The 21,665-nt window shown below is 69.1% G+C and carries 17 protein-coding genes and 1 tRNA gene; 8 read left to right on the plus strand and 10 right to left on the minus strand.

Features of this window, described 5'->3' with window-relative positions; translation table 11 throughout:
- Positions 1-121 precede the first annotated feature (121 nt).
- Complete coding sequence (locus RIB45_RS02370) at positions 122-469, plus strand: MarR family transcriptional regulator (RefSeq protein WP_350048384.1); 348 nt, start codon at positions 122-124, stop codon at positions 467-469.
- Positions 470-497: 28 nt separating this feature from the next.
- On the opposite strand, the gene RIB45_RS02375 is transcribed toward RIB45_RS02370, so the two are convergent.
- The 5 genes from RIB45_RS02375 to RIB45_RS02395 form a co-directional block, all read right to left on the minus strand.
- Positions 498-1,208 carry a PRC-barrel domain containing protein gene (locus tag RIB45_RS02375; protein WP_350048386.1) on the minus strand — a complete coding sequence of 237 codons (711 nt, stop codon included), beginning with the start codon at positions 1,206-1,208 and terminating at the stop codon, positions 498-500.
- A gap of 128 nt (positions 1,209-1,336) precedes the next feature.
- Entirely contained in the window at positions 1,337-1,696 is a 360-nt protein-coding gene (locus tag RIB45_RS02380) for an Hpt domain-containing protein (protein ID WP_350048388.1), read from the minus strand.
- Between the two features lie 147 nt (positions 1,697-1,843).
- Positions 1,844-1,930: transfer RNA gene (locus RIB45_RS02385), tRNA-Leu, on the minus strand.
- 40 nt (positions 1,931-1,970) lie between these two features.
- Positions 1,971-3,164, minus strand: a complete 1,194-nt coding sequence (gene zapE, locus RIB45_RS02390; RefSeq protein ID WP_350048390.1) for a cell division protein ZapE — start codon at positions 3,162-3,164, stop codon at positions 1,971-1,973.
- A 97-nt stretch (positions 3,165-3,261) separates the two neighbouring features.
- On the minus strand, positions 3,262-3,999 hold the full coding sequence (locus RIB45_RS02395; RefSeq protein ID WP_350048392.1) for a GntR family transcriptional regulator: 738 nt from the start codon (positions 3,997-3,999) through the stop codon (positions 3,262-3,264).
- A gap of 156 nt (positions 4,000-4,155) precedes the next feature.
- On the opposite strand from RIB45_RS02395, the gene RIB45_RS02400 reads away from it, so the two are divergent.
- From RIB45_RS02400 to typA, 7 genes are all read left to right on the plus strand, one after another.
- Positions 4,156-5,715 (plus strand): hypothetical protein, encoded by a 1,560-nt coding sequence (locus RIB45_RS02400; RefSeq protein WP_350048394.1) that lies wholly within the window; start codon positions 4,156-4,158, stop codon positions 5,713-5,715.
- A 291-nt stretch (positions 5,716-6,006) separates the two neighbouring features.
- On the plus strand, positions 6,007-7,317 hold the full coding sequence (locus RIB45_RS02405; protein WP_350048396.1) for an AmpG family muropeptide MFS transporter: 1,311 nt from the start codon (positions 6,007-6,009) through the stop codon (positions 7,315-7,317).
- A 107-nt stretch (positions 7,318-7,424) separates the two neighbouring features.
- Positions 7,425-8,024 (plus strand): inorganic diphosphatase, encoded by a 600-nt coding sequence (gene ppa / locus RIB45_RS02410; RefSeq protein ID WP_350048398.1) that lies wholly within the window; start codon positions 7,425-7,427, stop codon positions 8,022-8,024.
- Positions 8,025-8,101: 77 nt separating this feature from the next.
- A complete protein-coding gene (locus RIB45_RS02415; RefSeq protein ID WP_350048400.1) occupies positions 8,102-8,626 on the plus strand; it encodes an O-acetyl-ADP-ribose deacetylase in 525 nt (174 codons plus the stop codon).
- Between the two features lie 2 nt (positions 8,627-8,628).
- Positions 8,629-11,400, plus strand: coding sequence for a bifunctional acetate--CoA ligase family protein/GNAT family N-acetyltransferase (locus RIB45_RS02420; protein ID WP_350048402.1), 2,772 nt, complete (start codon positions 8,629-8,631; stop codon positions 11,398-11,400).
- 168 nt (positions 11,401-11,568) lie between these two features.
- The gene (locus tag RIB45_RS02425; RefSeq protein WP_350048404.1) at positions 11,569-13,989 is read left to right on the plus strand and encodes a methyl-accepting chemotaxis protein; all 2,421 of its coding nucleotides are present in this window, start codon (positions 11,569-11,571) and stop codon (positions 13,987-13,989) included.
- A 152-nt stretch (positions 13,990-14,141) separates the two neighbouring features.
- Entirely contained in the window at positions 14,142-15,995 is a 1,854-nt protein-coding gene (gene typA / locus RIB45_RS02430; RefSeq protein WP_350048406.1) for a translational GTPase TypA, read from the plus strand.
- A gap of 162 nt (positions 15,996-16,157) precedes the next feature.
- Here typA and RIB45_RS02435 read toward each other — a convergent pair whose 3' ends face one another.
- From RIB45_RS02435 to RIB45_RS02455, 5 genes are all read right to left on the minus strand, one after another.
- Entirely contained in the window at positions 16,158-16,904 is a 747-nt protein-coding gene (locus RIB45_RS02435; RefSeq protein ID WP_350048408.1) for an SDR family oxidoreductase, read from the minus strand.
- A gap of 44 nt (positions 16,905-16,948) precedes the next feature.
- The gene (locus RIB45_RS02440; RefSeq protein ID WP_350048410.1) at positions 16,949-18,316 is read right to left on the minus strand and encodes an RsmB/NOP family class I SAM-dependent RNA methyltransferase; all 1,368 of its coding nucleotides are present in this window, start codon (positions 18,314-18,316) and stop codon (positions 16,949-16,951) included.
- A 240-nt stretch (positions 18,317-18,556) separates the two neighbouring features.
- Complete coding sequence (gene pobA / locus RIB45_RS02445) at positions 18,557-19,738, minus strand: 4-hydroxybenzoate 3-monooxygenase (protein WP_350048412.1); 1,182 nt, start codon at positions 19,736-19,738, stop codon at positions 18,557-18,559.
- A gap of 10 nt (positions 19,739-19,748) precedes the next feature.
- Positions 19,749-21,071, minus strand: coding sequence for a TRAP transporter large permease (locus tag RIB45_RS02450; protein ID WP_350048414.1), 1,323 nt, complete (start codon positions 21,069-21,071; stop codon positions 19,749-19,751).
- The gene (locus RIB45_RS02455; RefSeq protein WP_350048416.1) at positions 21,068-21,583 is read right to left on the minus strand and encodes a TRAP transporter small permease; all 516 of its coding nucleotides are present in this window, start codon (positions 21,581-21,583) and stop codon (positions 21,068-21,070) included. The genes RIB45_RS02450 and RIB45_RS02455 overlap by 4 nt, the downstream gene beginning before the upstream one ends.
- Between the last annotated feature and the right edge of the window lie 82 nt (positions 21,584-21,665).

The raw sequence follows: 21,665 nt of genomic DNA on the forward strand, positions 1-21,665 counted from the left end.
CCCCTCGCCGGACCGGGCGCGCCGCCGGCGCCGGCGCATTGCCAGCGCGCATAAAGCGCCCTAGTCTCAATTCGGTTCCGAAACGAAAACCGCTTTGACGTGAAGGCTGAACGACCCGGTCATGAGCATCGAGATCTCCCCCTCCCAGGCGCTGGCGCTCTGGCGCGGCGCGGTCAGCGAAAGCGTGCGCCGGGACGGCCCCGATCTCTCCGCGCGGCAAAGCGCGGTCTTGATGACGGTCTATCTCGCCGACCCGCCGCATACGGTGCGCGGTCTCTCGGAGAGCCTCAACATCGCCAAGCCGGCCGTCACGCGCGCGCTCGATCGCCTCTCGGAGCTGGGGTTGGTGCGCCGAAAACAGGACGATCAGGACCGACGGTCGGTCCTGATCCAAAGGACGGTCAAAGGGTCCGTCTTCCTGTCCGATTTTGCGGAGTTGATCGTGGCGAGCGCGCGCGAGACGGGCTGAGCCCGCCTCGCGGCCCCGCCTCTAGCCTTTAAGAGGCCGCCGGCTCATAGGTCTCGACCCGGCCGAGTTCGTCGGCGCTATAGGGGGCCTGGATGCGGCGCTCGTCATAGAGCACCCAATCCGCCTCGTTCGGCAAGGCGAAGCGTCGTCCAGCGCGCCCGTCCGATTCGATCACGAAGGCCGACAGCGCGCCGGCCGGCCCGTCGAACAGAACGTCCACCACTTCGCCGTAATGACCGTCGCTCTCGGTCGCGACCTGCATGTCGAGGAGGTCGGAGACCTTGTAGTGCATCTCGACGTCGACCCGTTCGGGCCGGTCGACCTTTTCGATAGCGCGCACGTCCGCAAGGCTCATGGTGAGCGTCGCGGTCTCGTCGACGTCGTTGAAGCGGATGTCGCCCAGATCGGCGAAGAAGTATTTCGGGTAGTCGGCGATCGCGCCGTCGGTCTCGACGATCGCGCCGCTGACGAAGCCGTCCCGGTCGACCTGGATTTCCTCGATGTCGCCGACTTCGGCGCCGTCAGGCGTAAAGACGTCGTTGCCCAACATCACGGCCCCGCGCCAGTCGTCCTGCACGGCCGTCGCGTCCCAGCCTTCCAGGTCGACGACGGTCGATGTCGCGGTCGAGTCAGCCGCCCCTGCGGCGCCGGCGACGAGACCGAGCGCCGCGAGGCCGGCTGCGAAGCCGGCGACCAATTGGGCGGGGGCGGTCTGTTTCCGATCGGCGGTGCGGATCATGTCGTCCTCCTTTCGATTGAGCTTCGTCCGCCTCGCCAAATTGGCGCCTGAACGACGGGGTCAACAGATCGAAAGATGACGATTCGGCGCCGGCGCCGCGAAACTTCGGCGCTCGGCGCACAGGCCGCTCAGGCGGCCGCCTTGCGGGCGATTTCGCCCAGCCGCGCCTCCAACGCGTCGAGCGAGGCGCCGATCAATCGGCGCAACTCGTCCGCCGCATCCGCGGGCAGCCGCTCTTCCAGCGCCGCCAACTGCAGCGCGCCGGCGCGTTCTGAGACCGCGCGCAAGCCCACATTGGCGCACATGCCGCGCAGGCTGTGCAGCGCGAAGCTCAACGACTGCGCGGAGAGCGCGTCGCGCTCCAGATCCGACACCAGCCGCTCCGTCGCGTGGCGCAGCGTTCCCCGAAACTCGTCGCCGGCCGCCCCGGGCATTAGGGAGGCCATCTGATCCACGATGCACTCGTCCAACAAAGTCTCGCCGCCCATGTCGCGCCTCCCGTTCATTTAACCGACGGGCGATCGATACCGTCGCAGCGCCTGACGCGCGCCCCCCATTTGGGGGGGCGGGCGGAAGCGCGTCTGGTCCGGGAGGGCGGCGCGGCGCTTGACGGGGCGGTCGATCGGGAGAAAGCGTGGTGCGGGCGGTCGGACTCGAACCGACACTCTGTCGCCAGAACTGGATTTTGAGTCCAGCGCGTCTACCAATTCCGCCACGCCCGCACGGCTGACGCCGCTTAGATACGGCGCGCGGGCGCTGCGGTCAATCGGCGGAATCGGCGCCGCGCGCTTCGGGCCCGCCGCCGCCCCCTTCGGGCCCGCCGCCGTCCTCGCGCTCCAGGATCCGATGGGGCAGGGCGCGGTAGTCGCGCGACTGCATCTCATGAAGGCGCGAGACGGTGCGCTCGAACTCGAAGGCGTGGGTTCCCTCACGGTAGAGGTCGGGCGGGTCGGCGTCGGCGGCCATGATCAAGTTGCAGCGATGTTCGTACAGCGCGTCGATCAGCGTCATGAAGCGCTTGGCCTCGTTGCGCCGGTCGGCGACGAGCCGCGGCACGCCGTCCAGGACGATGGTGTGGAAGTCCCTCGCGAGCGCCAGATAATCCTCCGCCCCGCGCGGCTTTTCACACAGCTCGGCGAAGCTTGCGAAGGCGACGCCGCGGGCGGCCTTGGGCAGCCGCACCGTGCGCCCGCGCACGACGACGTCGTGCGCCTGCGCCCGCGCGCCTTCGGTCAGGTCTGCGAAAGCCTTCTCCAACGCCTTGGTCGAGGCGGGGCCGAGCGGCGCGTAATAGGTCTTGATGGTCTTGAGCCTCAGCATCCGATAGTCGGTCGCCGAGGACAGGTGCAGGACGTCGAGACGGCTTTTCAGCAAGTCGACGAAAGGCAGGAACCGCTCGCGCTGAAGACCGTCCTTGTAGAGATCGTCGGGCGGCCAGTTGGAGGTGGCGACGACCACCACCCCTTCCTCGAACAAGGCGCCGAAGAGCCGCGCCAGGATCATCGCGTCGGCGATGTCGGTGACGAAGAATTCGTCGAAACAGAGCAGCCAGGTCTCGCCCGCGATGTCCGCGGCGATCTTGGGCAGCGGATCGTCCGACTTGCCGCCGCCGGCCTTGCGGCGCGCGTGCAGCGCCTCGTGCACCTCCAGCATGAATTCGTGGAAATGGGTGCGCCGCTTGCGCGCGACCGGGGCCTCCTCGAAGAAGAGATCCATCAGCATCGATTTGCCGCGCCCGACGCCGCCGTAGAGATAGAGGCCCTGCGGGGGCTCCTGGCGTCGGCGCGCCAGGCCGAGGCGCGCCTTCAGCCCGCCGCCGCCCTTCTGCGGGGCGTACCCTTTGAGCGCGTTGTGCAGGCTCTGCAGCTTCTCGGCCGCCAACTCCTGGACGGACTCCGCTTCGAGTGCGCCCTCGGCGACCATCGTTCGGTATCGGAAAAGCGGTCCCTCGCCCATGCGCCCGTCATAGCCCGGATTCCATCGGCCGAAAAGACGGGGGATGGGTCGCTGAGAGACCGCCTGGCCGCGCTCCGCTCGGCGCGCGGAGCGGCCCTCACCCGAAGGCCGGGCGCACCAGCTTGCCGCCGGGCAGCGCGCTGAGCCGCCGGTAGCCGCTGCGCTCGCTCAGCAGATGCAGTTTGTTCTCGGCGCTTCGGCGGGCGTGTTCGCGCATCAGCCAGCCGGCGCGTTCGCCCTCGCGGGCCTCGATCGCGGTCAGCGCCCGCTGGTGATCGCAGTGGGCGAGGCTGAGCGCCCGGCGCGTCGCCGTCAGATCGTCCGCGTCGAACAGGATCGCGTCGGGCGAGGCGAGCGGCATGGCCGCGACGCGCTGATAGGCGGCCTCCAGCGCCTCGTTGCGCGCCGCCTGCAGAACGGCGGCGTGGAAGGCCGCGTTCATCGCGACCCACGCCTTGCGCGCCGCGGCGTCCGCCAGGTCGCGGTCCAACAAGGCCTCGCCCTTGGCCATCGCGTCTTGGAAGCGCGCGCGATCTTCGGCGTCAAGGCCGCGCTCGGCGGCGAAGCGTGCGGCGACGCCTTCGATTTCACCGCGCACGCGGATCGCGTCGCGCACCTCTTCGGGCGAGAAGGCGCGCACGGTGACGCCGCGGTTGGGCGCGCGGACCAGCAGGCCGTCGGTCTCAAGCTCCGCCATGGCCAGGCGCGCCAACGTCCGGCTGACGCCGAGCCGCTCGGCCACCTGCTGTTCGCGCAAGGGCCGGCCGGCGGCGAAGGCGCCGTCATAGATGCCGCGCCGCAGATCCGCCTTGGCCTCGTCCAACTGCCGGGTCATCGCGCCGGATCCTTTTTGCATGCAAAACTACGGACGTTCGGCGGTTTCACTTGCTCCGTCCGGGTCGCGCGGCCAAGATTGTATGCAATCACGCGTTTCGGCAAGGGAAAGCCGCAGCCGACGCGCGCCGATCGAGCGAAATCCTGGGAGGATCCGATGCCCTACGACGCGCCGCAGCGCCCCAAAGTCGGCGAAATGCCTCGGTTCGAGGCGCCGCCCCTGAAGCAGAGCCGGCCGCCGCGTTGCCCGCCCTTCGTCGAGGTGACCCATTCGGATCAGCTGCTCCCCTATCTCGAGCATGTGGCGACGCGCCCCTACAATCACGGCCTCAACGCCTGCTGGGATCTGAAGCCGGGAGAGAAGGTGCTGCTGCGCGTCGACAACTGGCACAGCGAGATGGTCGTCGAGGCCTGCAAGAAGATCTTCGAGAAGTACAAGGTCGACTACACCATCAAATACATCGACCGCGGCCCGGTGAAGCAGTGGGTCGGGGCGGACGAGGTCGACTACTATCTGTTCCGCACCAAGGAGCTGGCGGAATGGATGGACGAATGGGACCGCATCGCGAAATCCCAGGAGTTCGAGAAAATCCTGATGGGCTACGGCGGGCCGGTTCTGAAGGACACCGACGTCAAGATTCAGCGCATGCCCTTCATCACGCCGGAAATCCTGGCCTCGCCCGCCCACACGATGCCGGCGGAGCTGCTGACGGCGATCGATCTTTGGACCTGGGACCGGGTGCGCTCGGCCCAGCGCGTGCGGATCACCGACCCCGAGGGAACCGACATCTCCTTCACCAACCATGACGGCTATTGGGATCAGAAGCGCGAGGGCTACAACCGCGACATCGTCGCCCAGACCTGGGCCGGAAACGAAAAGTTCGGCGCCACCTACTTGCCCGGCCACATCACCGGCCGGCCCTGGATCTATCTGAAGGGCAAGGAGGACGGCGAGGGAATCATCGCCGGCACCACCAACCACATCGCGCCGTGCGATTGGACCCAGTTGACGGTCGAGGGCTCCAAGATCACCCAGATCAACGCCGGCGGCGCCTTCGGCGACAAGCTGCGCGACGTGATGGAGCGCACCAAGGACATCGAGTATCCCGGCTTCCCCGGCAAAGGGCTGATGTATTGGTGGGAGGCCTCAATCGGCACCAACCCGCACATCCACCGCCCGCGAAAGGACTTCCCGTCGGGCTTCGTCAACTGCCTCTACGAGCGGGTGCGTTCGGGCGTCATTCATATGGGCTTCGGGACCATCATCTCCTCGATGGACGAACGCCGCGCGGCGCGCATGGGCCATCTGGTCGGCCACTGGCACCTGCACCTCTATTTCCCGACCTATATCGCAAGCCACGCCGGCGGCGACGAGCCGGTGATCGAGGACGGCCGCCTGAAGGCGCTCGACGACCCCGAGATCCGGAAGATCGCCGAGAAGTACGGCGACGCCGACCTGTGGCTGGACGAAAGCTGGAACCCCGCCGTGCCCGGCCTCAACATGAAGGGCGACTATGTCGAGCATTACGCAAAGGACCCGCTGAAGTGGGTCAAGCAGGAGCTCGAGATCTGCCGCGACTATCATCCGCTCTTCATGCAGATGGTCGAGGCCGACGGAAAATACTGCCACGGCCGCGGGGCGGAGTGGTGGAAGGGCGGGTGTTGCGACCATTCCGGCCACGCCGCCCACAGCCTGCCGGGCAACTGCTGCGGGTGAGGCGACGGACCGGCGGCACGGCGGCGGCGGATTCTTTTGAAGGCGGCGTTCGCCGGAGAAGCGGGTTTGAAACGCCGGCCGATACCGCGTCGACCCGGCCTTGAGCCGGGCCAACCGGTGACGGCGCGTCGCTCGGACTCCGGTTGTCCCGGCTCTTCGGCCGGGACGCCGCCGCCGCCGCGAAATTCTGAGGGCGCCCCGCTTGCGCGGGGCGCCCCCCAAGACGGCTCGCCCCGGTCATCTCATCGAACCCTCTAACACGCCGCGCGAATCCGCGTATGCTCCGCGGCCATGAGCGACCCCGCCTCCTTCTCGCGCTGGCGTGACGCGCTGGCCGTCTACGGCGAGCGCCGCGTGCTCGCGATCTTCGGCATGGGGATCGCAAGCGGCCTGCCCTATGTGCTGATCGTCTCGACGCTCGGTTATTGGCTGGCGCGACTCGACGTCGATCTCAGCGCGATCGGCCTGTTCGGTCTGGTCGCCTTGCCTTACGCCTGGAAGGTTCTTTGGGCTCCGGCCCTCGATCGCCTCCCGCCGCCGCGGCTCTTCCAGGCGCTGGGTCGGCGCCGCGGCTGGGCGGTTCCGATTCAGCTCGCGCTGATCGGCGCCATCGTCGCGCTCGGCTTTACCGACCCGGCCGAGGCGCCGTGGATCGTCGCCGCGATCGCCTGCGCCGTCGGATTCCTGGGTGCGAGCCAGGATGTGGTGATCGACGCGCTGCGCATCGAGTTGCTGGAGGAGGAGGAGCAGGGCGCCGGCGCGGCCGCCACCCAGATGGGCTGGCGCATCGGCGGGCTGATCGCCGGCGCGGGCGCCATCGGCCTGTCGGATTTCGTCGGCTGGCCGGTCGTCTTCGCGGCGATGGCGGGGGCCGTCGGCCTCGGCATGGCGGCGGTGTTGATCGCGCCGGAACCGAAGAGCGCGCACGCCGCGGAGGTGATGCAGCGCCCCAAGCGCGATCTGCAGGCCGAACTGACCCGCGCCGTCGTCGACCCCTTCCGCGAGTTCCTGACCCGCCGCGACGCGCTGGCGATCCTGGTCTTCGCGCTTCTGTACAAGTTCGGCGATGCGATCGGCGGGGCGATGGCGAACCCCTTCTACGTCGACATCGGCTTCTCCGGCGCTGAAATCGCCGCCGTCACCAAGGTCTTCGGCCTGGGCGCGACGGTGGCCGGCGTGATCGGCGGCGGCCTGTTGGTGAAGCGCTTCGGCCTGTATCCCGCGCTGATGATCGGCGGCGCGGCGCAGGCCTTGACCAATTTCGCCTTCACATGGCTGGCGCTGGCCGGGCCGGACGTCTCGGTGCTGACGGTCGCGATCGCGGTCGACAATTTCGCCGGCGGCTTGGGCTCGGCCGCTTTCGTGGCCTATCTCTCGGCGCTATGCAACACGGCCTTTACGGCGACGCAGTATGCGCTGCTCACCTCCGTGATGGCGCAAGGCCGCTCGCTGATGGCCGCCGGCAGCGGCTATCTGGCCGAAGCCCTCGGCTGGCCGGTCTTTTTTGCGACCACGGCGCTGATGGCCCTACCCGGGCTCCTGCTTTTGCGCTATCTCATGCGCCGGCGGCCGGAGAGAGCGGCCGCCGCCGCGGGCGATTAAGGCACGCGACGCGATTACGCCTTGCGAGGGGCGGCGCGCTTCGCCATGTTGCGCCGCAGCAATTCCGGGCGCGCCGCCGGCCCGCCGCGACGAAAAGGGCCAGTCCCATGAACATCAATCTTATCGCCGTCGGCGAAAACCCGCCGCACGACGTCAACGTCATCATCGAGGTGCCGATGGGCGCCGAGCCGGTGAAATACGAGCTCGACAAGGATTCGGGCGCGCTCTACGTCGACCGGTTCCTGCACACGGCGATGTATTATCCGGCCAATTACGGCTTCATCCCGCATACGCTGTGCGGCGACGGCGACCCGATCGACGTGATGGTGGTCGGCCGCAATCCGGTGGTGCCGGGCTGCATCGTGCGCTCGCGCCCCGTCGGGGTTATGCTGATGGAGGACGAGAAGGGTACGGACGAGAAGATCCTCGCCGTCCCGCATGACAAGCTGCATCCCTATTACGAGGACGTCACCGGCTATCGCGATCTGCCGAAGATCCTGCTCGACCAGATCGCCCACTTCTTCACGCATTATAAGGACCTGGAGAAGGACAAATGGGCCAAGGTGGCCCGTTGGGGCGGCCCGGACGAGGCGGCGCGGATGATCGACGCCTCGATAAAGCTGGCCGACGAGAAGGGCGTGGGGCCGACCCGCGCCATGGCCACGGCTGAACGCATCCTGGCCTCGCGCGAGGCCGACGGGGACTGACCCGCGCGGCGCATTGTCGATCGGCGCTCGCGCGCCCACCTATCCCGCAACGCCCGCCGTTGCAGGAGACGAAGACCATGGCCGAGAAATTCGCCGACAAGCTGGAGCTCCGCGAGGCCGACATCACCGCGCTGGAGGTCGACGCGATCGTGAACGCCGCCAACACGCAGTTGAAGGGCGGCGGCGGCGTCGACGGGGCGATCCACCGAGCCGCCGGGCCGAAGCTGTTGGAGGCCTGCCGCGAGATCGGCGGCTGCCCCACCGGCGAGGCGCGGATCACGCCGGGCTTCGAGCTGCCGGCGCAATACGTCATTCATGCGGTCGGGCCGGTCTGGTCGGGCGGCGACAAGGGGGAAGACGAGGCGCTCGCCGGATGCTACCGTCAGGCGATGGAGTTGGCGGCGCGGCATGAGTGCCGCACGGTCGCCTTTTCCGCGATCAGTTGCGGCGTCTACGGCTTTCCCGTCGACCGCGCCGCACGCATCGCGGTCAGAACCGTCGCGGCAAGCGACGCGCTGAAAAACGTCACAAAAGTGACATTCTGCTGTTTCGGAGAGGAAACGACCCAAGCGTATCGGGAGGCGCTTCGGGAGGTGCTGTGACGATGTCGGTCCGCGACCTGGACACCTTTTTCCATCCGAAATCCATCGCGCTGATCGGGGCGTCGAACCGGCCTGGATCGGTTGGCGCGGTGTTGGCGCGCAACCTGATGGACGGCGGATTCGACGGCCCGATCATGCCGGTCAACCCGAAGCACCGCTCGATCGGCGGCGTCTACGCCTGGCCGGACATCGCCAGCCTGCCGGATGCGCCCGACCTCGCGATCGTCGCGACGCCCGCCGACGCCGTCGCCGGGGCTGTCGCCGAGCTTCGCGCGCGCGGAACCCGAGCCGTCTGCGTCATCACCGCCGGTTTCGGCGAAGGCGGCGACGCCGTCGGCGCGCAGCGCCGCAAGGCGCTGGAGGAGGCGGCCGGCCCGATGCGCATTCTGGGGCCGAACGTCCTGGGCCTGATGGTGCCCGGCGTCGGCATCAACGCCAGCTTCTCCCACGTCTGCCCGCCGCCGGGCGACCTCGCCTTCGTCAGCCAGTCGGGCGCGATGCTGACGGCGGTGAGCGACTGGGCGGCCAGCCGCGGCATCGGCTTTTCCCATCTGGTCAGTCTGGGCGACAAAATCGACGTCGATTTCGGCGACATGCTGAATTACCTGACGACCGACCCGGACGTGCGCGCCATCCTGCTCTATATCGAGGCGATCGGCGACGCGCGGAAGTTCATGTCCGCCGCGCGGGCCGCCGCGCGCACCAAGCCGGTCGTCGTCATCAAGGCCGGGCGCTTCGCCGAGGGCGCGGCGGCCGCCAGCAGCCACACCGGCGCGTTGGCCGGCGCCGACTCGGTCTACGACGCCGCCTTCCGCCGCGCGGGCATGCTGCGGGTCTTCGACATGCAGGAGCTGTTCGACGCGGTGCAGACGCTGTCGTCCGAGCTGCGCCGGCTCAACGCCGGGATCGACGATCGGCTGGCGATCCTGACCAACGGCGGCGGCATCGGCGTGCTGGCCACCGACGCGCTGATGCAACGCGGCGGCCGTCTCGCCCGCCTCAGCGACGAGACGATCGAGACTCTGAACGGCTGCCTGCCTGCGACCTGGAGCAAGGGCAACCCGGTCGACATCATCGGCGACGCGCCGGGCGCGCGCTACACGGCCGCGCTGCAGGCCTTGCTGGGCGACCCGGGCGCGGACGCGGTGCTGGTGGTCAATTGTCCGACCGCGATCGCGGATTCCAGCGAGGCGGCGGAGGCGATCGTCGGCGCGCTGCCGCGCCAGCACAAGCCGGTGCTGACCGCCTGGCTCGGCGACAACGCCGCGCAAAAGGCGCGCAAGCTCTTCATCCGAAAGAGAATCCCGACCTACAACACGGCCGAGGAGGCGGTGCGCGCCTTCATGCATGTGGTCCGCTACAACCGCAACCAGGCCATGTTGATGCAGGCCCCGCCGACCACCGACCGCCTCGGCGCCGAGCCGGACCGGGCGGCTGTGCGCAAGATCATCGATCGGGCCCTGGCCGAGGAGCGCGCGTGGCTTTCGGAGGCCGAGGCGAAATCGATCCTCGACGCCTACGGCGTGCCGATCGCGCGCACCTACACCGCGCCCGACGCCGAGGCCGCCTACATCGTCGCGCGCGGCTTCAAGATGGGCGATCTGGTTGCGGTCAAGGTGCTGTCGAAGGACATCACGCACAAATCCGACGTCGGCGGCGTGGTCCTGAACCTCGAGACGCCCGAGCAGGTGCGCGAGGCGGCCGAGCAGATGCTGACGCGTCTGCGCCGCGACTATCCCGACGCCGACATCGAGGGCGTCACGGTTCAGGAGATGGTGCGCCGGCCCGGCGCGCACGAGCTGATCGTCGGCGTCAACGAGGACCCGCAGTTCGGCCCCGTGATTCTGTTCGGCAAGGGCGGCAAGGAAGTGGAGGTCGTCGGCGACACCGCCACCGGCCTGCCGCCCTTGAACGACGTGCTGGCTGAAAGCCTGATTGAGGAGACCGACGTCTACCGCCTGCTGAAGGGCTATCGCGCCGAGCCGGCGGCGGATCTGGCCGCCCTGCGCCACACGCTGATCCGGGTCGGCCAGCTCGCCATCGATTTCGCGGAGGTGAAGGAGCTCGACATCAACCCGCTGATCGCCGACGCCGAGGGCGTCGTCGCGCTGGACGCGCGGATCAAGGTGGCCGCGGAGTCGCGCCCGCCGCACGCCCGGCTCGCCATCCGCCCCTATCCGCGCGAGCAAGAGGGGACGCTCTCTCTGCGGGACGGCTCGCCCATCCAGGTCCGTCCGGTGCGCCCGGAGGACAAGGAGAACCTGAAAGAGCTGGTCGACCGCAGCGATCCGGAGGACATCCGGCTGCGCTTCCTGCATCCGATGAAGCGCTTGCCGGATCAGCTCGCCGCCCGCCTGTCGCAGATCGACTACGCCCGCGAGATGGCGTTCGCCGCCGTCGTCCCGGAACCCGACGGCCCGGCCGAGACGGCGGACTCGGTCTGCGAGCGCGCGCCGGAGCACGAGCACATCGCTGGCGTCGCCCGGCTTTTCGCGGACGCCGACCTGACGGAGGCGGAATACGCCATCCTGCTGCGCCGCGACATGAAGGGCCGCGGCCTCGGCTACGCGCTGATGCGCCGGCTGATCGAGTACGCGCGCCAGGCGGGGATCGGCCGGCTCACCGGGGACGTGCTCAAGGAAAATCGGGCCATGCTCGACATGTGCCGCGATCTCGGCTTCCGGTTGAAAGAGAACCTGGAGGATCCGGGCGTCATGCGTGTGACGCTCGACCTCGCCAAGATCTCTGCGGAGCCTGAGCCGGTCGCCGAATAGACCCGTCGCGGCCCTCCGGCCAGACGCCGGCGGGCGCGACCGGCGCGCCGCTATTATCGTGCATTTTATAGAGGTTGCATCGGAAAACCCGCGCCCGTTAAGGGGGCGTTAACAGGCGCGCGCCTATCCTCTGCGTCAAAAGCGTCAACGCCTTGGGATGAGGGTTCGATGAGACTTACGCATAAGATCGCGGCCGGATTCGCCGCTGTCATTTTTCTCGTTATGGTGGTTGGCGGCTTCGGCTGGTTCGGCATCGGCGCGCTGACCGGTTTTCTCGACGCCAAGACCGAAATCGCAGCGTTGGAATTGTCGGCGAGCGAGACCGGGGCCGCGATCGAACGCGGCGCGCTCGAGAACGACCCGTCCGCCCTTGAGCGCGCCGCGGGCGAGATCGCCGCCTTGGAGACGGCGATCGCCGGCCTGATCGACCAGGAGGCGATCGAGGCGGGTTCCGGGTCTCTGCGCGCCGCGGACGCCGAGCTCGCCGCGCTTGACCAGGCGCTCGGCGCGCTGATCGGGCAGGTGCGGCGCTACGCGGACGAGAAGGCCGCCCTCGACGCCGGCGCGGCCAGCCTGATCGGCGCGGCCGAGACGCTCGCCGCCGAAGCGGACGCGAAAAGCGCCAGCGCCCGGGAGGCGCTCTCCGAGGTCCGCGCCCAGCGTCAGACCCAGCAGATGATCTTGAGCGACGCGCGCGCGATTTACACAGACCTCGCCCAGGTGCGCATCCACCATCTGCAGTTCCGCAACGACCGGGACGAGGCGGACCGCACGGCGGGGGCGGCGCTCTTGGAGGCGACCGTCGAAAAGGCGGAGATCCTGGCCGACTTCACGACCGGCACGCCGGACGAGCGCCCGAGTCAGACGGTGTTGAGCACCGTGCGCGCGCTGCAGACCGAATTCGGCGATCTGCTGTCCCAGCCTTTCGCGCCGCCCGCCCGGCATGAGGCGATGGCGGAGATGATCGCCAAGGCGCAACTCTTCACCGGCGCCGTCATCCGCCGTCAGGGTGAGGCGTTCGAGGAGCTCGCGGCGGCGGAGAATGAGGGCTTCGCGCTGGCGCGCGCCTCGGGCGAGTTGCTGCGGGAGGCCGGGCGCATCGCGGGCGCGGCGCGCGCGCTGGACGGCGTCGTGCAAATCTATTCGCAGCCCGGCGTCGAGCGTGAGGCGCTCGCCGACGAGGTCGTCGAACGGCTTGCGGCGCTGCGGCAGGCGGCGTCCGCGATCCTGGTGCTGCCGCTGGAGCCTGAAGCCTTCGCCCAGGTTGACGAGATCGAAACGAACGCCGCCGCTTTCGAGGCCGGTTTCGCCCGCTTCGCCGCCGCCGACGCCGCCAAGCGTCAGGCTGTCGACGAGGGCGCGGTCGCGCGCGCCGGCTTCGGCGCCGCGGTCGAGGCGGCCGTCGAAGCGATTAACGATGAGATCGCCGCGCGCACGCAGGTGGAGCAATCGATCATCCCGGCCGCGGTGCTGGGCGCGGTCGTCGGCGGGCTGATTCTCGCCGTGCTGTTGGGCCGCTCGGTCTCCCGTCCCATCTCCGTGATGAGCGGCGTGATGGATCGGATGCGCGAGGGGGATCTGGCGCTTCAGGTGCCGTATCAAAGCCGCGCGGACGAAGTCGGCGCTATGGCCCGGGCCGTAGAAGTGTTCCGCGAGAACGCCGAGCGCGTGCGCGAGCTGCAAGCCGAGCAAAAGCAGGTCGAAGCCCGCGAGGCTGAAGCCCGCGAAGCCCAGCGGCGCGAACGGCGCGAGGCTCAGCTGGCGCTGGCGGCCCGGTTCGAGGACTCGGTAAAGGGCGTGGTCGAGCAGGTGCGTGAGGCTGCACGCCGGCTCTCCGGCACTGCGGACCAAATGGTGGAGAGCGTCGACGGCGCCGTCGAGGAGGCCGGGCGCGCCGAACAGGCGACCGCCGAAAGCTCCGGCTCGGTGCAGACCGTCGCCTCCTCGGCCGAGGAGCTCGGGGCGTCGATTCAGGAGATCTCGAAGCAGGTTCAAACCTCGACCGACATCGCCGTGCGGGCCGAACGGCTTGCGACCTCCGCGGTCCGGCGGATGGAGGAGCTGGTCGGCGCCACGCGCGAGATCGGCGACGTGACCGAGCTGATCTCCGAGATCGCGGAGCAGACCAATCTGTTGGCGCTCAACGCCACCATCGAGGCGGCGCGCGCCGGCGAGGCCGGCAAGGGCTTCGCCGTCGTGGCCGAGGAGGTGAAGTCGCTGGCCGAGCAGACCGGCCGGGCGACCCAACGCATCAGCGCGCAGATCGGCGGCGTGCAGGAGGCGACCGGCCAGACCGCCGACGCGATGCAGGAGATCGAAGACGTGATCCGTCAGCTGAACGAGATCGCGGCGGCGATCGCCTCCGCCGTGGAGGAGCAGGGGGCGGCGACGGGCGAGATCGCCCGCTCCGCCGGCGAGGCGTCCTCGAGCTCCGACGCCTCCTCGCGCTCCGTTGCGGTGATGCGCGAGCGTTCGGAATCGACCGGCGCCGGCGCGCGCGAGGTGCAGACCTCCTCGCGCGCGCTCGACGGCCAGGCCGCTCAGCTTGGCCGACAGGTGGACGAGTTCCTGCAGGAGCTGCGCGCTTAGAGGCGAAGCTCTCGCGCCCGGACTCGCGCGGGGGCGGGACGCCGCCGGGCGCGCGGTTTGTTGCAGTGCGGTCGGTATAGGCGTATAGGACGCCCGCGGGGCCGGCGGAGCAGACCGCCCGCCCGCTTTCTCTTGCGGACAAGGACGAACCCATGACCGACAGCGCGCCCAAAACGGCGGCTCAGCTGCGCAACATCGCCATCATCGCCCACGTCGACCACGGCAAGACGACGCTGGTCGACCGGCTGCTGCAGCAATCGGGCGCGGTGCGCGCCAACCAGGCGGTGGCGGAGCGCGCCATGGACTCCAACGATCTGGAGCGCGAGCGGGGCATCACCATCCTCGCGAAATGCACCTCGGTCGACTGGAAAGGGTTGCGCCTCAACATCGTCGACACGCCCGGCCACGCCGATTTCGGCGGCGAGGTGGAGCGCATCCTCTCCATGGTCGACGGCGCGCTGCTGCTGGTCGATGCGGCCGACGGGCCGATGCCCCAGACCAAGTTCGTGCTGATGAAGGCCCTGTCCTTGGGCCTGAAACCCATCGTCGTCGTCAACAAGGTCGACAAGCCCGACGCCCGGCCGGATTGGGTCGTCGATCAGGTCTTCGATCTATTCGCGGCGCTCGACGCGGACGAGGAACAGCTGGACTTCCCCGTGATCTACGCCTCCGCCAAGGAAGGCTGGGCGACGCGCGAGATCGACGCGGCGCGCGACGACCTCACGCCGCTGTTTGAGACCGTCGAAAGCCATGTGAAGGCCCCCGACGCCGATCCCTCCGGTCCCTTCCGCATGTTGGCGACCACGTTGGAATACGATCCGTTCCTGGGCCGCATCCTGACCGGCCGCATCGAAAGCGGGTCGGTGCAAATGGGCCAGACGGTCCGCACGCTGTCGCGCGAGGGCAAGGAGCTGGAGCGCGCGCGGCTGACCAAGCTGCTGGCCTTCCGCGGCCTCAACCGCGAGCCGGTGGAGCGCGCGGAAGCCGGCGACCTGATCTGCGTCGCCGGCCTCTCCAAGACGACGGTCGCCGATACGATCTGCGAGCAGGGCGTCTCGGAGCCGATCCCGGCGCGCCCGATCTCGCCGCCGACCATGGCGATGACCGTCTCGGTCAATGACAGCCCGCTGGCGGGCCGCGAGGGCGACAAGCTGACCGGCCGCATGATCGGCGACCGGCTGCAGAAGGAATCGGAAGGCAACGTGGCGCTGCGCATTTCCGAGACCGCGGACAAGGACGCCTATGAAGTGGCGGGCCGCGGCGAATTGCAGCTGGGCGTGTTGCTGGAGACCATGCGCCGCGAGGGCTACGAGCTGACCGTCGGTCCGCCGCGCGTCCTGTTCCAGACCGGCGAGGGCGGCGAGCGCCTCGAGCCGATGGAGGAGGTGCAGATCGACGTCGACGAGGAGTTCTCCGGCGTCGTCGTCGAGAAGCTGGGCCTGCGCAAGGGCGAACTGACCGAAATGCGCCCGTCGGGCGGCGGCAAGACGCGCCTCGCCTTCACCATCCCCTCGCGCGGGCTGATCGGCTATCAGGGCGAGTTCCTGGCCGACACGCGCGGCACCGGCGTCATCTCGCGGCTCTTCACCGGCTACGCGCCCTACAAGGGGGCGATCCCCGGCCGGCGCGAAGGCGTGCTGATCTCCGCCGAACAGGGCAAGGCCGTCGCCTACGCGCTGTGGAACTTGGAGGAGCGCGGCCCGCTTTTCATCGGCGCGGGCGAGGACGTCTATCCCGGCATGATCTTAGGGGAGCACAACAAGGGCCAGGACCTAGAAGTGAACCCGCTGAAGGGCAAGCAGCTCACCAACATCCGCGCCGCCGGCAAGGACGACGCGGTGCGGCTGACCAACCCGATCCGCCGGACGCTGGAGGAGGCGCTCGCCTATATCGAGGACGACGAGCGCGTCGAGGTGACGCCCAAATCGATCCGCCTGCGCAAGGCGATCCTCGACCCGCATGAGCGCAAACGCGACCGTCGCCGCCGCGAGGCGGAGACGGCGTAAAGGGCGCTCTTTTCCCCCTTTAAGGGGCAGGTTGCAGCGGCTCGATCTTCGACCAGAAAATCGACCCGGCGCTGCGCCGGGATCAGTCTCTTGCGCCTGACGGCGCCCGCTCTCTCTCCGACCCTCTCCCATGAAGGCGGAGGGGGAAGAGAAGGCCGGACCCTAGATGCAGCGCCCGCCGTCCACCTCCAGGCAGACGCCGGTCAGGAATTCCGCTTCGTCGGAGCACAGGAAGAGGGCGGCGTTGGCGATGTCGGTCGGCGTCGACAGCCGGCCCAGCGGGATGGTGCCTTTGAAGGCGGCGCGCTTCTCCGGCGTGTCTTCGCCCATGAAGCGCTCCAGCAGCGGCGTCTCGCCGGCGACGGGGTTCAGCGCGCAGACTCGGATTTTCTCCGGGGCGAGTTCGACCGCCATGGATTTCGTGATCCCGATCGCCGCGAATTTCGAGCTGTTGTACCAGCTGAGGCCCGGCCGCGGCCGCACGCCGGCGGTGGACGCGATATTGAGGAAACAGCCGCCTTCCTGCGCGCGGAAGACCGGCACGACGACCTGCGCGGAGAGGTACAGGCTCTTCACATTGACCGCGTAGACGCGGTCGAACTCCGCCTCGTCGACGTCGAGCAGCGGCTGGTTGTAGTGGCTGTAGCCGGCGTTGTTGACCACGATGTCGAGATGGCCGAACTGGTCGATCGCCTCCTGCACGGCGGCTTTCCAATCGGCCTCGCGGGTGACGTCGCAATGGACGAAGGTCGCGGCCTCGCCGATCTCCGAGGCGACGCGACGGCCCGCTTCGTCCTGGATGTCGGCGACCAGGATTTTGGCGCCCTCTTGCGCGAAGCGCTTGGCGATTCCTTCGCCGAAGCCCGACGCCGCGCCCGTGACGAGCGCGATCTTGTCTTTCAGCCGCATGATGTCTGTTTCCTCCCGCTCACGCTTATGAGGCGGGGAAACCGTCACCCCGCCGGCTTTTGGATCAAGGCCGCATAGAACCCGTCGCAGCCGCCCGCCTCGCCCCGCATGTAGGGCAGCGTCCGCAGCCCGCCCGACGGCGTTCGGGCCTCAACGAAGCCGCCGAGCCAGGCGGCCTCGATCGGCAGCATAGCGCATGGGCCGGCCCCGTCGAGAGCGCCGTCGAGCAGCTCGGCGATCGCGCGCTCTCCCTCCTCCGGCTGCAGCGAACAGGTGGCGTAGAGCAACAGCCCGCCCGGCTTGAGCATGGCGAGCGCCGCGACGATCAGACGGCGCTGCAGCGCGGCCAGGCGCGCGACGTCGGCCGGGCCCTTCAGCTGCGCGATGTCCGGATGCCGGCGCAGCGTGCCGGTCGCGCTGCAGGGCGCGTCCAGCAGGACGGCGTCGACGGGCGCCTCGGGCCGCCAGGTCTCTGCGTCGGCGGCGATCACCTCGGCCGACAGGTCGAGGCGCTGGAGATTCTCCGTCAGCCGCGCGAGCCGGGGCTTTGAGCGATCGACGGCCGTCACCCTCGCCCCGGCGGCGCAGAGCTGCGCCGTCTTCCCGCCGGGCGCGGCGCACAGGTCGATCACGTCTTTGCCGGAAAGTCCGCCGGCCGCGGCCTCCAGGAGGCGCGCGGGCAGAGCGGCGGCGGCGTCCTGCACCCACCAGCGGCCCTCGTCGAATCCCGCCAGTCGGCGCACGTCGCCGGTGGCGGGTAGGCGCACCGTCTGCGGCTCCAACGCGGTTCCGCTCAGGCGATCGGCCCAAAGGGCGGCGTCCTCCTCCGGCTTCAGGGTGAGATCGAGCGGCGGCTCGGCCAGATGCGCCTCTCCGATCGCGCGCGCGGCCGCCTGGCCGTAAGCGCTCTCCCACGACTCGCGCAGCCAGGCCGGCGTGTTGAGCCGGCCGGCCTCCTGTTTGCGCGCGACATCGGCGCCGTCCTTGGCGATCTTGCGCAGGATGGCGTTGATCAACCCCTTGAAGGCCGCGAGAGTCTCGGCCTCCGCCAGGTCGACCGACGTCGCCACCGCGGCGTGAGGCGGCGTGCCAAGGAAGATCAGCTGCGCGGCGCCAAGGCGCAGGACGAGACGCACCGACTGGGCCTTGCCCTTGGGCTCGCGGGCCAGATAGCGGTCGATCAGTTGGTCGAGCTGCCCCTGCCGGCGCAGCACGGTCAGCGCCAGCGCGCGCGCGAAAGCGCGGTCGCGCGCCTCGGCGATCTCGGACAGCGCCGGCGTCTTCTCCAACGCGTCGTCTAAGGCCTGGTTGCGCATGGCGACGGCGGCCAGCAGCTGGAAGGCCGCGCGCCGGGCGGGCAGGCCGCCGGTTTCCGCTTTGGCCAAAATCTCGAGGCAAGGGGGCTCTGTCATGGCCGCTCTATAGGGGGCGGCGGGGATTGCGTCAAAGGCGGCGCGTTGATCGATCGCTCTGACGGCAAGGCCGGGACGACAATCGGTCCGCGACGCCATCAGGTCCCCGCTTTCGCGGGGAGGCTGGAGCGCCGCCGAAAGCCGGAGGGAGTCCCCGCGACGGCGGGGGCCTTTTCGGGCGCGCTCGGACCGCAGCGCGAGCCGCCTGAGGCCCCCGCCTTCGCGGGGGCGCCCGCGCCCTCAGTAAGGCAAGCCCACGTAATTCTCGGCCAACGAGGTCGTCGCGGCGTCTGAGCCCGTGAGATAGTCGAGCTCCGCCTCCTGGATCTTCTGGCCGAAGGCGCCCTGGTCGGGAAAGACGTGCATCATCGAGGTGAACCACCAGCTGAAGCGCACCGCCTTCCAGACCCGGGCTAGCGCGCGCTCGGAATAGCGTTCGAGGGCGCCGGCGTCGCGCTCCAGGAAGAAGGCGGTCAGCGCGTCGGCCAGATAATGCACGTCGCTCGCCGCCAGGTTCAGTCCCTTCGCCCCGGTCGGCGGCACGATGTGGCCCGCGTCGCCCGCCAGGAACAGCCGCCCGAACCGCAAGGGCTCGGCGACGAAGGAGCGCAAGGGGGCGATCGACTTCTCGATCGAGGGGCCGGTCGTCACCGCCTCCGCGGTCGCCGCCGGCAGGCGCCGGCGCAGCTCGTCCCAGAAGCGATCGTCCGACCAGTCCTCGACTTTGTCGTCCAGCGGGCACTGCACGTAATAGCGCGAGCGGGCGCGGCTGCGCATGGAGCACAGCGCGAAGCCGCGTTCGTGGTTGGCGTAGATCAGCTCCTCCTCCACCGGCGGGACGTCGGCGAGGATTCCCATCCAGCCGAAGGGATAGACCCTCTCATAGGTGCGGATCGCGTCATCCGGGACGCTCGGGCGGCTGACGCCGTGATAGCCGTCGCAGCCCGCGATCACGTCGCAGTCGATGCGCTGCGTCGCGCCGCCCTGGGCGAAGGTGACGAAAGGACGATCCGTGTCGAAATCGTGCGGCTCGACCTCCTCCGCCTCGTAGTGCGTGACCAGACCTTCCGCCGCGCGGGCGTCCATCAAATCCTTCGTCGCCTCCGTCTGGCCGTAGACCAGCACGGACTTTCCGCCCGTCGCCGCCGCCAGGTCGATGCGGTGAAGGCGGCCGTCGAAGGAGAGATTGACCCCTTCGTGCCGCAACCCCTCGGCGTGCGCCCGCGCGCCGCAGCCGGCGCGATCGAGCAGCCCGACGGTCCCCTCCTCCAGCACGCCGGCGCGGATGCGGCTCAGCACGTACTCGGCCGACCGGCGCTCAAGGATCACCGCCTCAATCCCCGCCTTGTGCAAAAGCTGACCCAGCAGCAGGCCGGCCGGGCCGGCGCCGATGATGCAGACTTGGGTTCGGGTCGTGGTCATCGCCGCCTCCCTAGAACAACAGCTCGACCAGAGCGAGCGTGATCCCGGGAAAGGCGACAAGGATCGCCACCCGGACGAAATCGCTCAAGATGAAGGGCGCGGCGCCGCGGTAGGTCTGGCCGATCGAGACCCCGTCCGCCATCGAATTGATGACGAACAGGTTCATGCCCACCGGCGGCGTGATCAGGCCGACCTCGACCACGATCAGCACCAGGATGCCGAACCAAAGCGCCGTCTGTTCCGGCGTCAGCCCGAAATCGAGCGCCATCACCATCGGGAAGAAGATCGGGATCGTCAGCAGGATCATGGAGAGCGAATCCATGATGCAGCCGAAGATCAGATAGGTCATCAGGATCACCGTCAGCACCAGCCAGGGGCTCCACCCCAGCTCGCCGACGAAGCCGGCCGCCGCCTGCGGCAATTGCGAGAAGGCGAGGAAGCTGTTGAAGACCGCCGCACCCAGGATGATGAAGAAGATCATGCCGGTGGAAATCGCGGTCTTGAGCAGCGCCTCCTTCAGACCCTGACGGTCCAGCCCGCCGTTGATCCAGGCGACGAGACCCGTGCCGGCCGCCCCGACGGCCGCGCCTTCGGTCGGCGTGAACCAGCCGGCGTAGATGCCGCCGATCACGATCAGGAAGATCGCCAGGACCGGCCAGACCTCCATCAGCGCGCGCCAGCGCTCGCCGCCTTCGCTTTTCGGGCGCTGACCCGCGGCGTCGGGCTTCAGGCGTACGTAGATCGCTATCGTCAGCATGTAGCCGAAGGCCGCCAGGAAGCCGGGGATGAAGGCGGCGACGAACAGCTTGGCGATGTTCTGTTCGGTCAGGATGGCGTAGATCACCAGAATGACCGACGGCGGGATCAGGATGCCCAGCGTGCCGCCGGCCGCGAGGCAGCCGGTCGACAGCGCCCCCGAATAGCCGAAGCGCCGCAGTTCGGGCAGCGCCACCTGGCCCATCGTCGCCGCCGTCGCCAGCGAGGAGCCGCAGATCGCGCCAAACGCCCCGCAGGCGCCGACGGCGGCCATCGCCACCCCGCCCTTGCGGTGGCCGAGCCAGGTTTCGGCCGCGCGGAACAGCGCGCGCGACATGCCGCCTTTGGTCGCGAACTGCCCCATCAGCAGGAACAGCGGCACGATGGAGAGCGAATAGCTGGAGAAGGTGTCGAACGGCGTGGTCTTGAGCTGCGCCAGGATCGGCCGCTCGCTGCCCGTCACCAGCCAGACGCCGGCGAAACCCACCAGCAGCATGGCGAGCCCGATGGGAATGCGCAGGAAGATCAGCGCCATCAGCACCGGGAAGGAGAGCAGCGCGAGCTCGATACCGCTCATCGCCCGCCGTCCTCAAGCCAGCGCCCGGCGCGCCATTCGGCCGCGCTGCGCCAGACGGTGTAGGCGCTGACGATCACGAACAGGATCGCGCCGACGGCCGCGGCGGCGTAGCCGATCCACAGCGGCAGACCCAGAATGTAGGTGGTCTCGCCGTAGCGCTGCTTGTCCAACATGCCGAGCCACAAGCGCCAGGCCAGCACGCCCGCCGCCGCCGTCATCAGGAGGTTGGCGAGGAGGTCGGCGATCCGGTTGCCGCGAAAGCCGACCAGGTTCATCGCCAGATCGACCGTCACGTGGCCGCGATTGAGCTGACACCAGGGCAGGAAGGCGAAGATCGCGAAGGCGGAGCCGAGCTCCACCAACTCATAGGCCCCCGGCACGGAATCCAGCCCGAGCGGGATCAGCGCCCGCCCGGTCACGCTGGCGACGGTCAGCGCCGTCATGGCGACCAGCACGGCCCCGCCCGCAAGCGCAAGCGCGGCGGCCAGGCGATGGATCAGGCGGTGGAGCATGGAGAGGCCGCTTCAGCAAATGACAGGATATGAGGCTCCGCTCTCGTCGTCCCGGCCGAAGAGCCGGGGGAACCGCTGGATG

The organism is Marivibrio sp. (assembly GCF_040218065.1).
GTDB lineage: Bacteria > Pseudomonadota > Alphaproteobacteria > UBA8366 > Aestuariispiraceae > Marivibrio.

Excerpts from the sequence above, each read along its gene's own strand:
- RIB45_RS02370 (WP_350048384.1), top strand. The coding sequence starts at position 122 with ATGAGCATCGAGATCTCCCCCTCCCAGGCGCTGGCGCTCTGGCGCGGC.
- RIB45_RS02375 (WP_350048386.1), bottom strand. The coding sequence starts at position 1,208 with ATGATCCGCACCGCCGATCGGAAACAGACCGCCCCCGCCCAATTGGTC.
- RIB45_RS02380 (WP_350048388.1), bottom strand. The coding sequence starts at position 1,696 with ATGGGCGGCGAGACTTTGTTGGACGAGTGCATCGTGGATCAGATGGCC.
- zapE (WP_350048390.1), bottom strand. The coding sequence starts at position 3,164 with ATGGGCGAGGGACCGCTTTTCCGATACCGAACGATGGTCGCCGAGGGC.
- RIB45_RS02395 (WP_350048392.1), bottom strand. The coding sequence starts at position 3,999 with ATGACCCGGCAGTTGGACGAGGCCAAGGCGGATCTGCGGCGCGGCATC.
- RIB45_RS02400 (WP_350048394.1), top strand. The coding sequence starts at position 4,156 with ATGCCCTACGACGCGCCGCAGCGCCCCAAAGTCGGCGAAATGCCTCGG.
- RIB45_RS02405 (WP_350048396.1), top strand. The coding sequence starts at position 6,007 with ATGAGCGACCCCGCCTCCTTCTCGCGCTGGCGTGACGCGCTGGCCGTC.
- ppa (WP_350048398.1), top strand. The coding sequence starts at position 7,425 with ATGAACATCAATCTTATCGCCGTCGGCGAAAACCCGCCGCACGACGTC.
- RIB45_RS02415 (WP_350048400.1), top strand. The coding sequence starts at position 8,102 with ATGGCCGAGAAATTCGCCGACAAGCTGGAGCTCCGCGAGGCCGACATC.
- RIB45_RS02420 (WP_350048402.1), top strand. The coding sequence starts at position 8,629 with ATGTCGGTCCGCGACCTGGACACCTTTTTCCATCCGAAATCCATCGCG.
- RIB45_RS02425 (WP_350048404.1), top strand. The coding sequence starts at position 11,569 with ATGAGACTTACGCATAAGATCGCGGCCGGATTCGCCGCTGTCATTTTT.
- typA (WP_350048406.1), top strand. The coding sequence starts at position 14,142 with ATGACCGACAGCGCGCCCAAAACGGCGGCTCAGCTGCGCAACATCGCC.
- RIB45_RS02435 (WP_350048408.1), bottom strand. The coding sequence starts at position 16,904 with ATGCGGCTGAAAGACAAGATCGCGCTCGTCACGGGCGCGGCGTCGGGC.
- RIB45_RS02440 (WP_350048410.1), bottom strand. The coding sequence starts at position 18,316 with ATGACAGAGCCCCCTTGCCTCGAGATTTTGGCCAAAGCGGAAACCGGC.
- pobA (WP_350048412.1), bottom strand. The coding sequence starts at position 19,738 with ATGACCACGACCCGAACCCAAGTCTGCATCATCGGCGCCGGCCCGGCC.
- RIB45_RS02450 (WP_350048414.1), bottom strand. The coding sequence starts at position 21,071 with ATGAGCGGTATCGAGCTCGCGCTGCTCTCCTTCCCGGTGCTGATGGCG.
- RIB45_RS02455 (WP_350048416.1), bottom strand. The coding sequence starts at position 21,583 with ATGCTCCACCGCCTGATCCATCGCCTGGCCGCCGCGCTTGCGCTTGCG.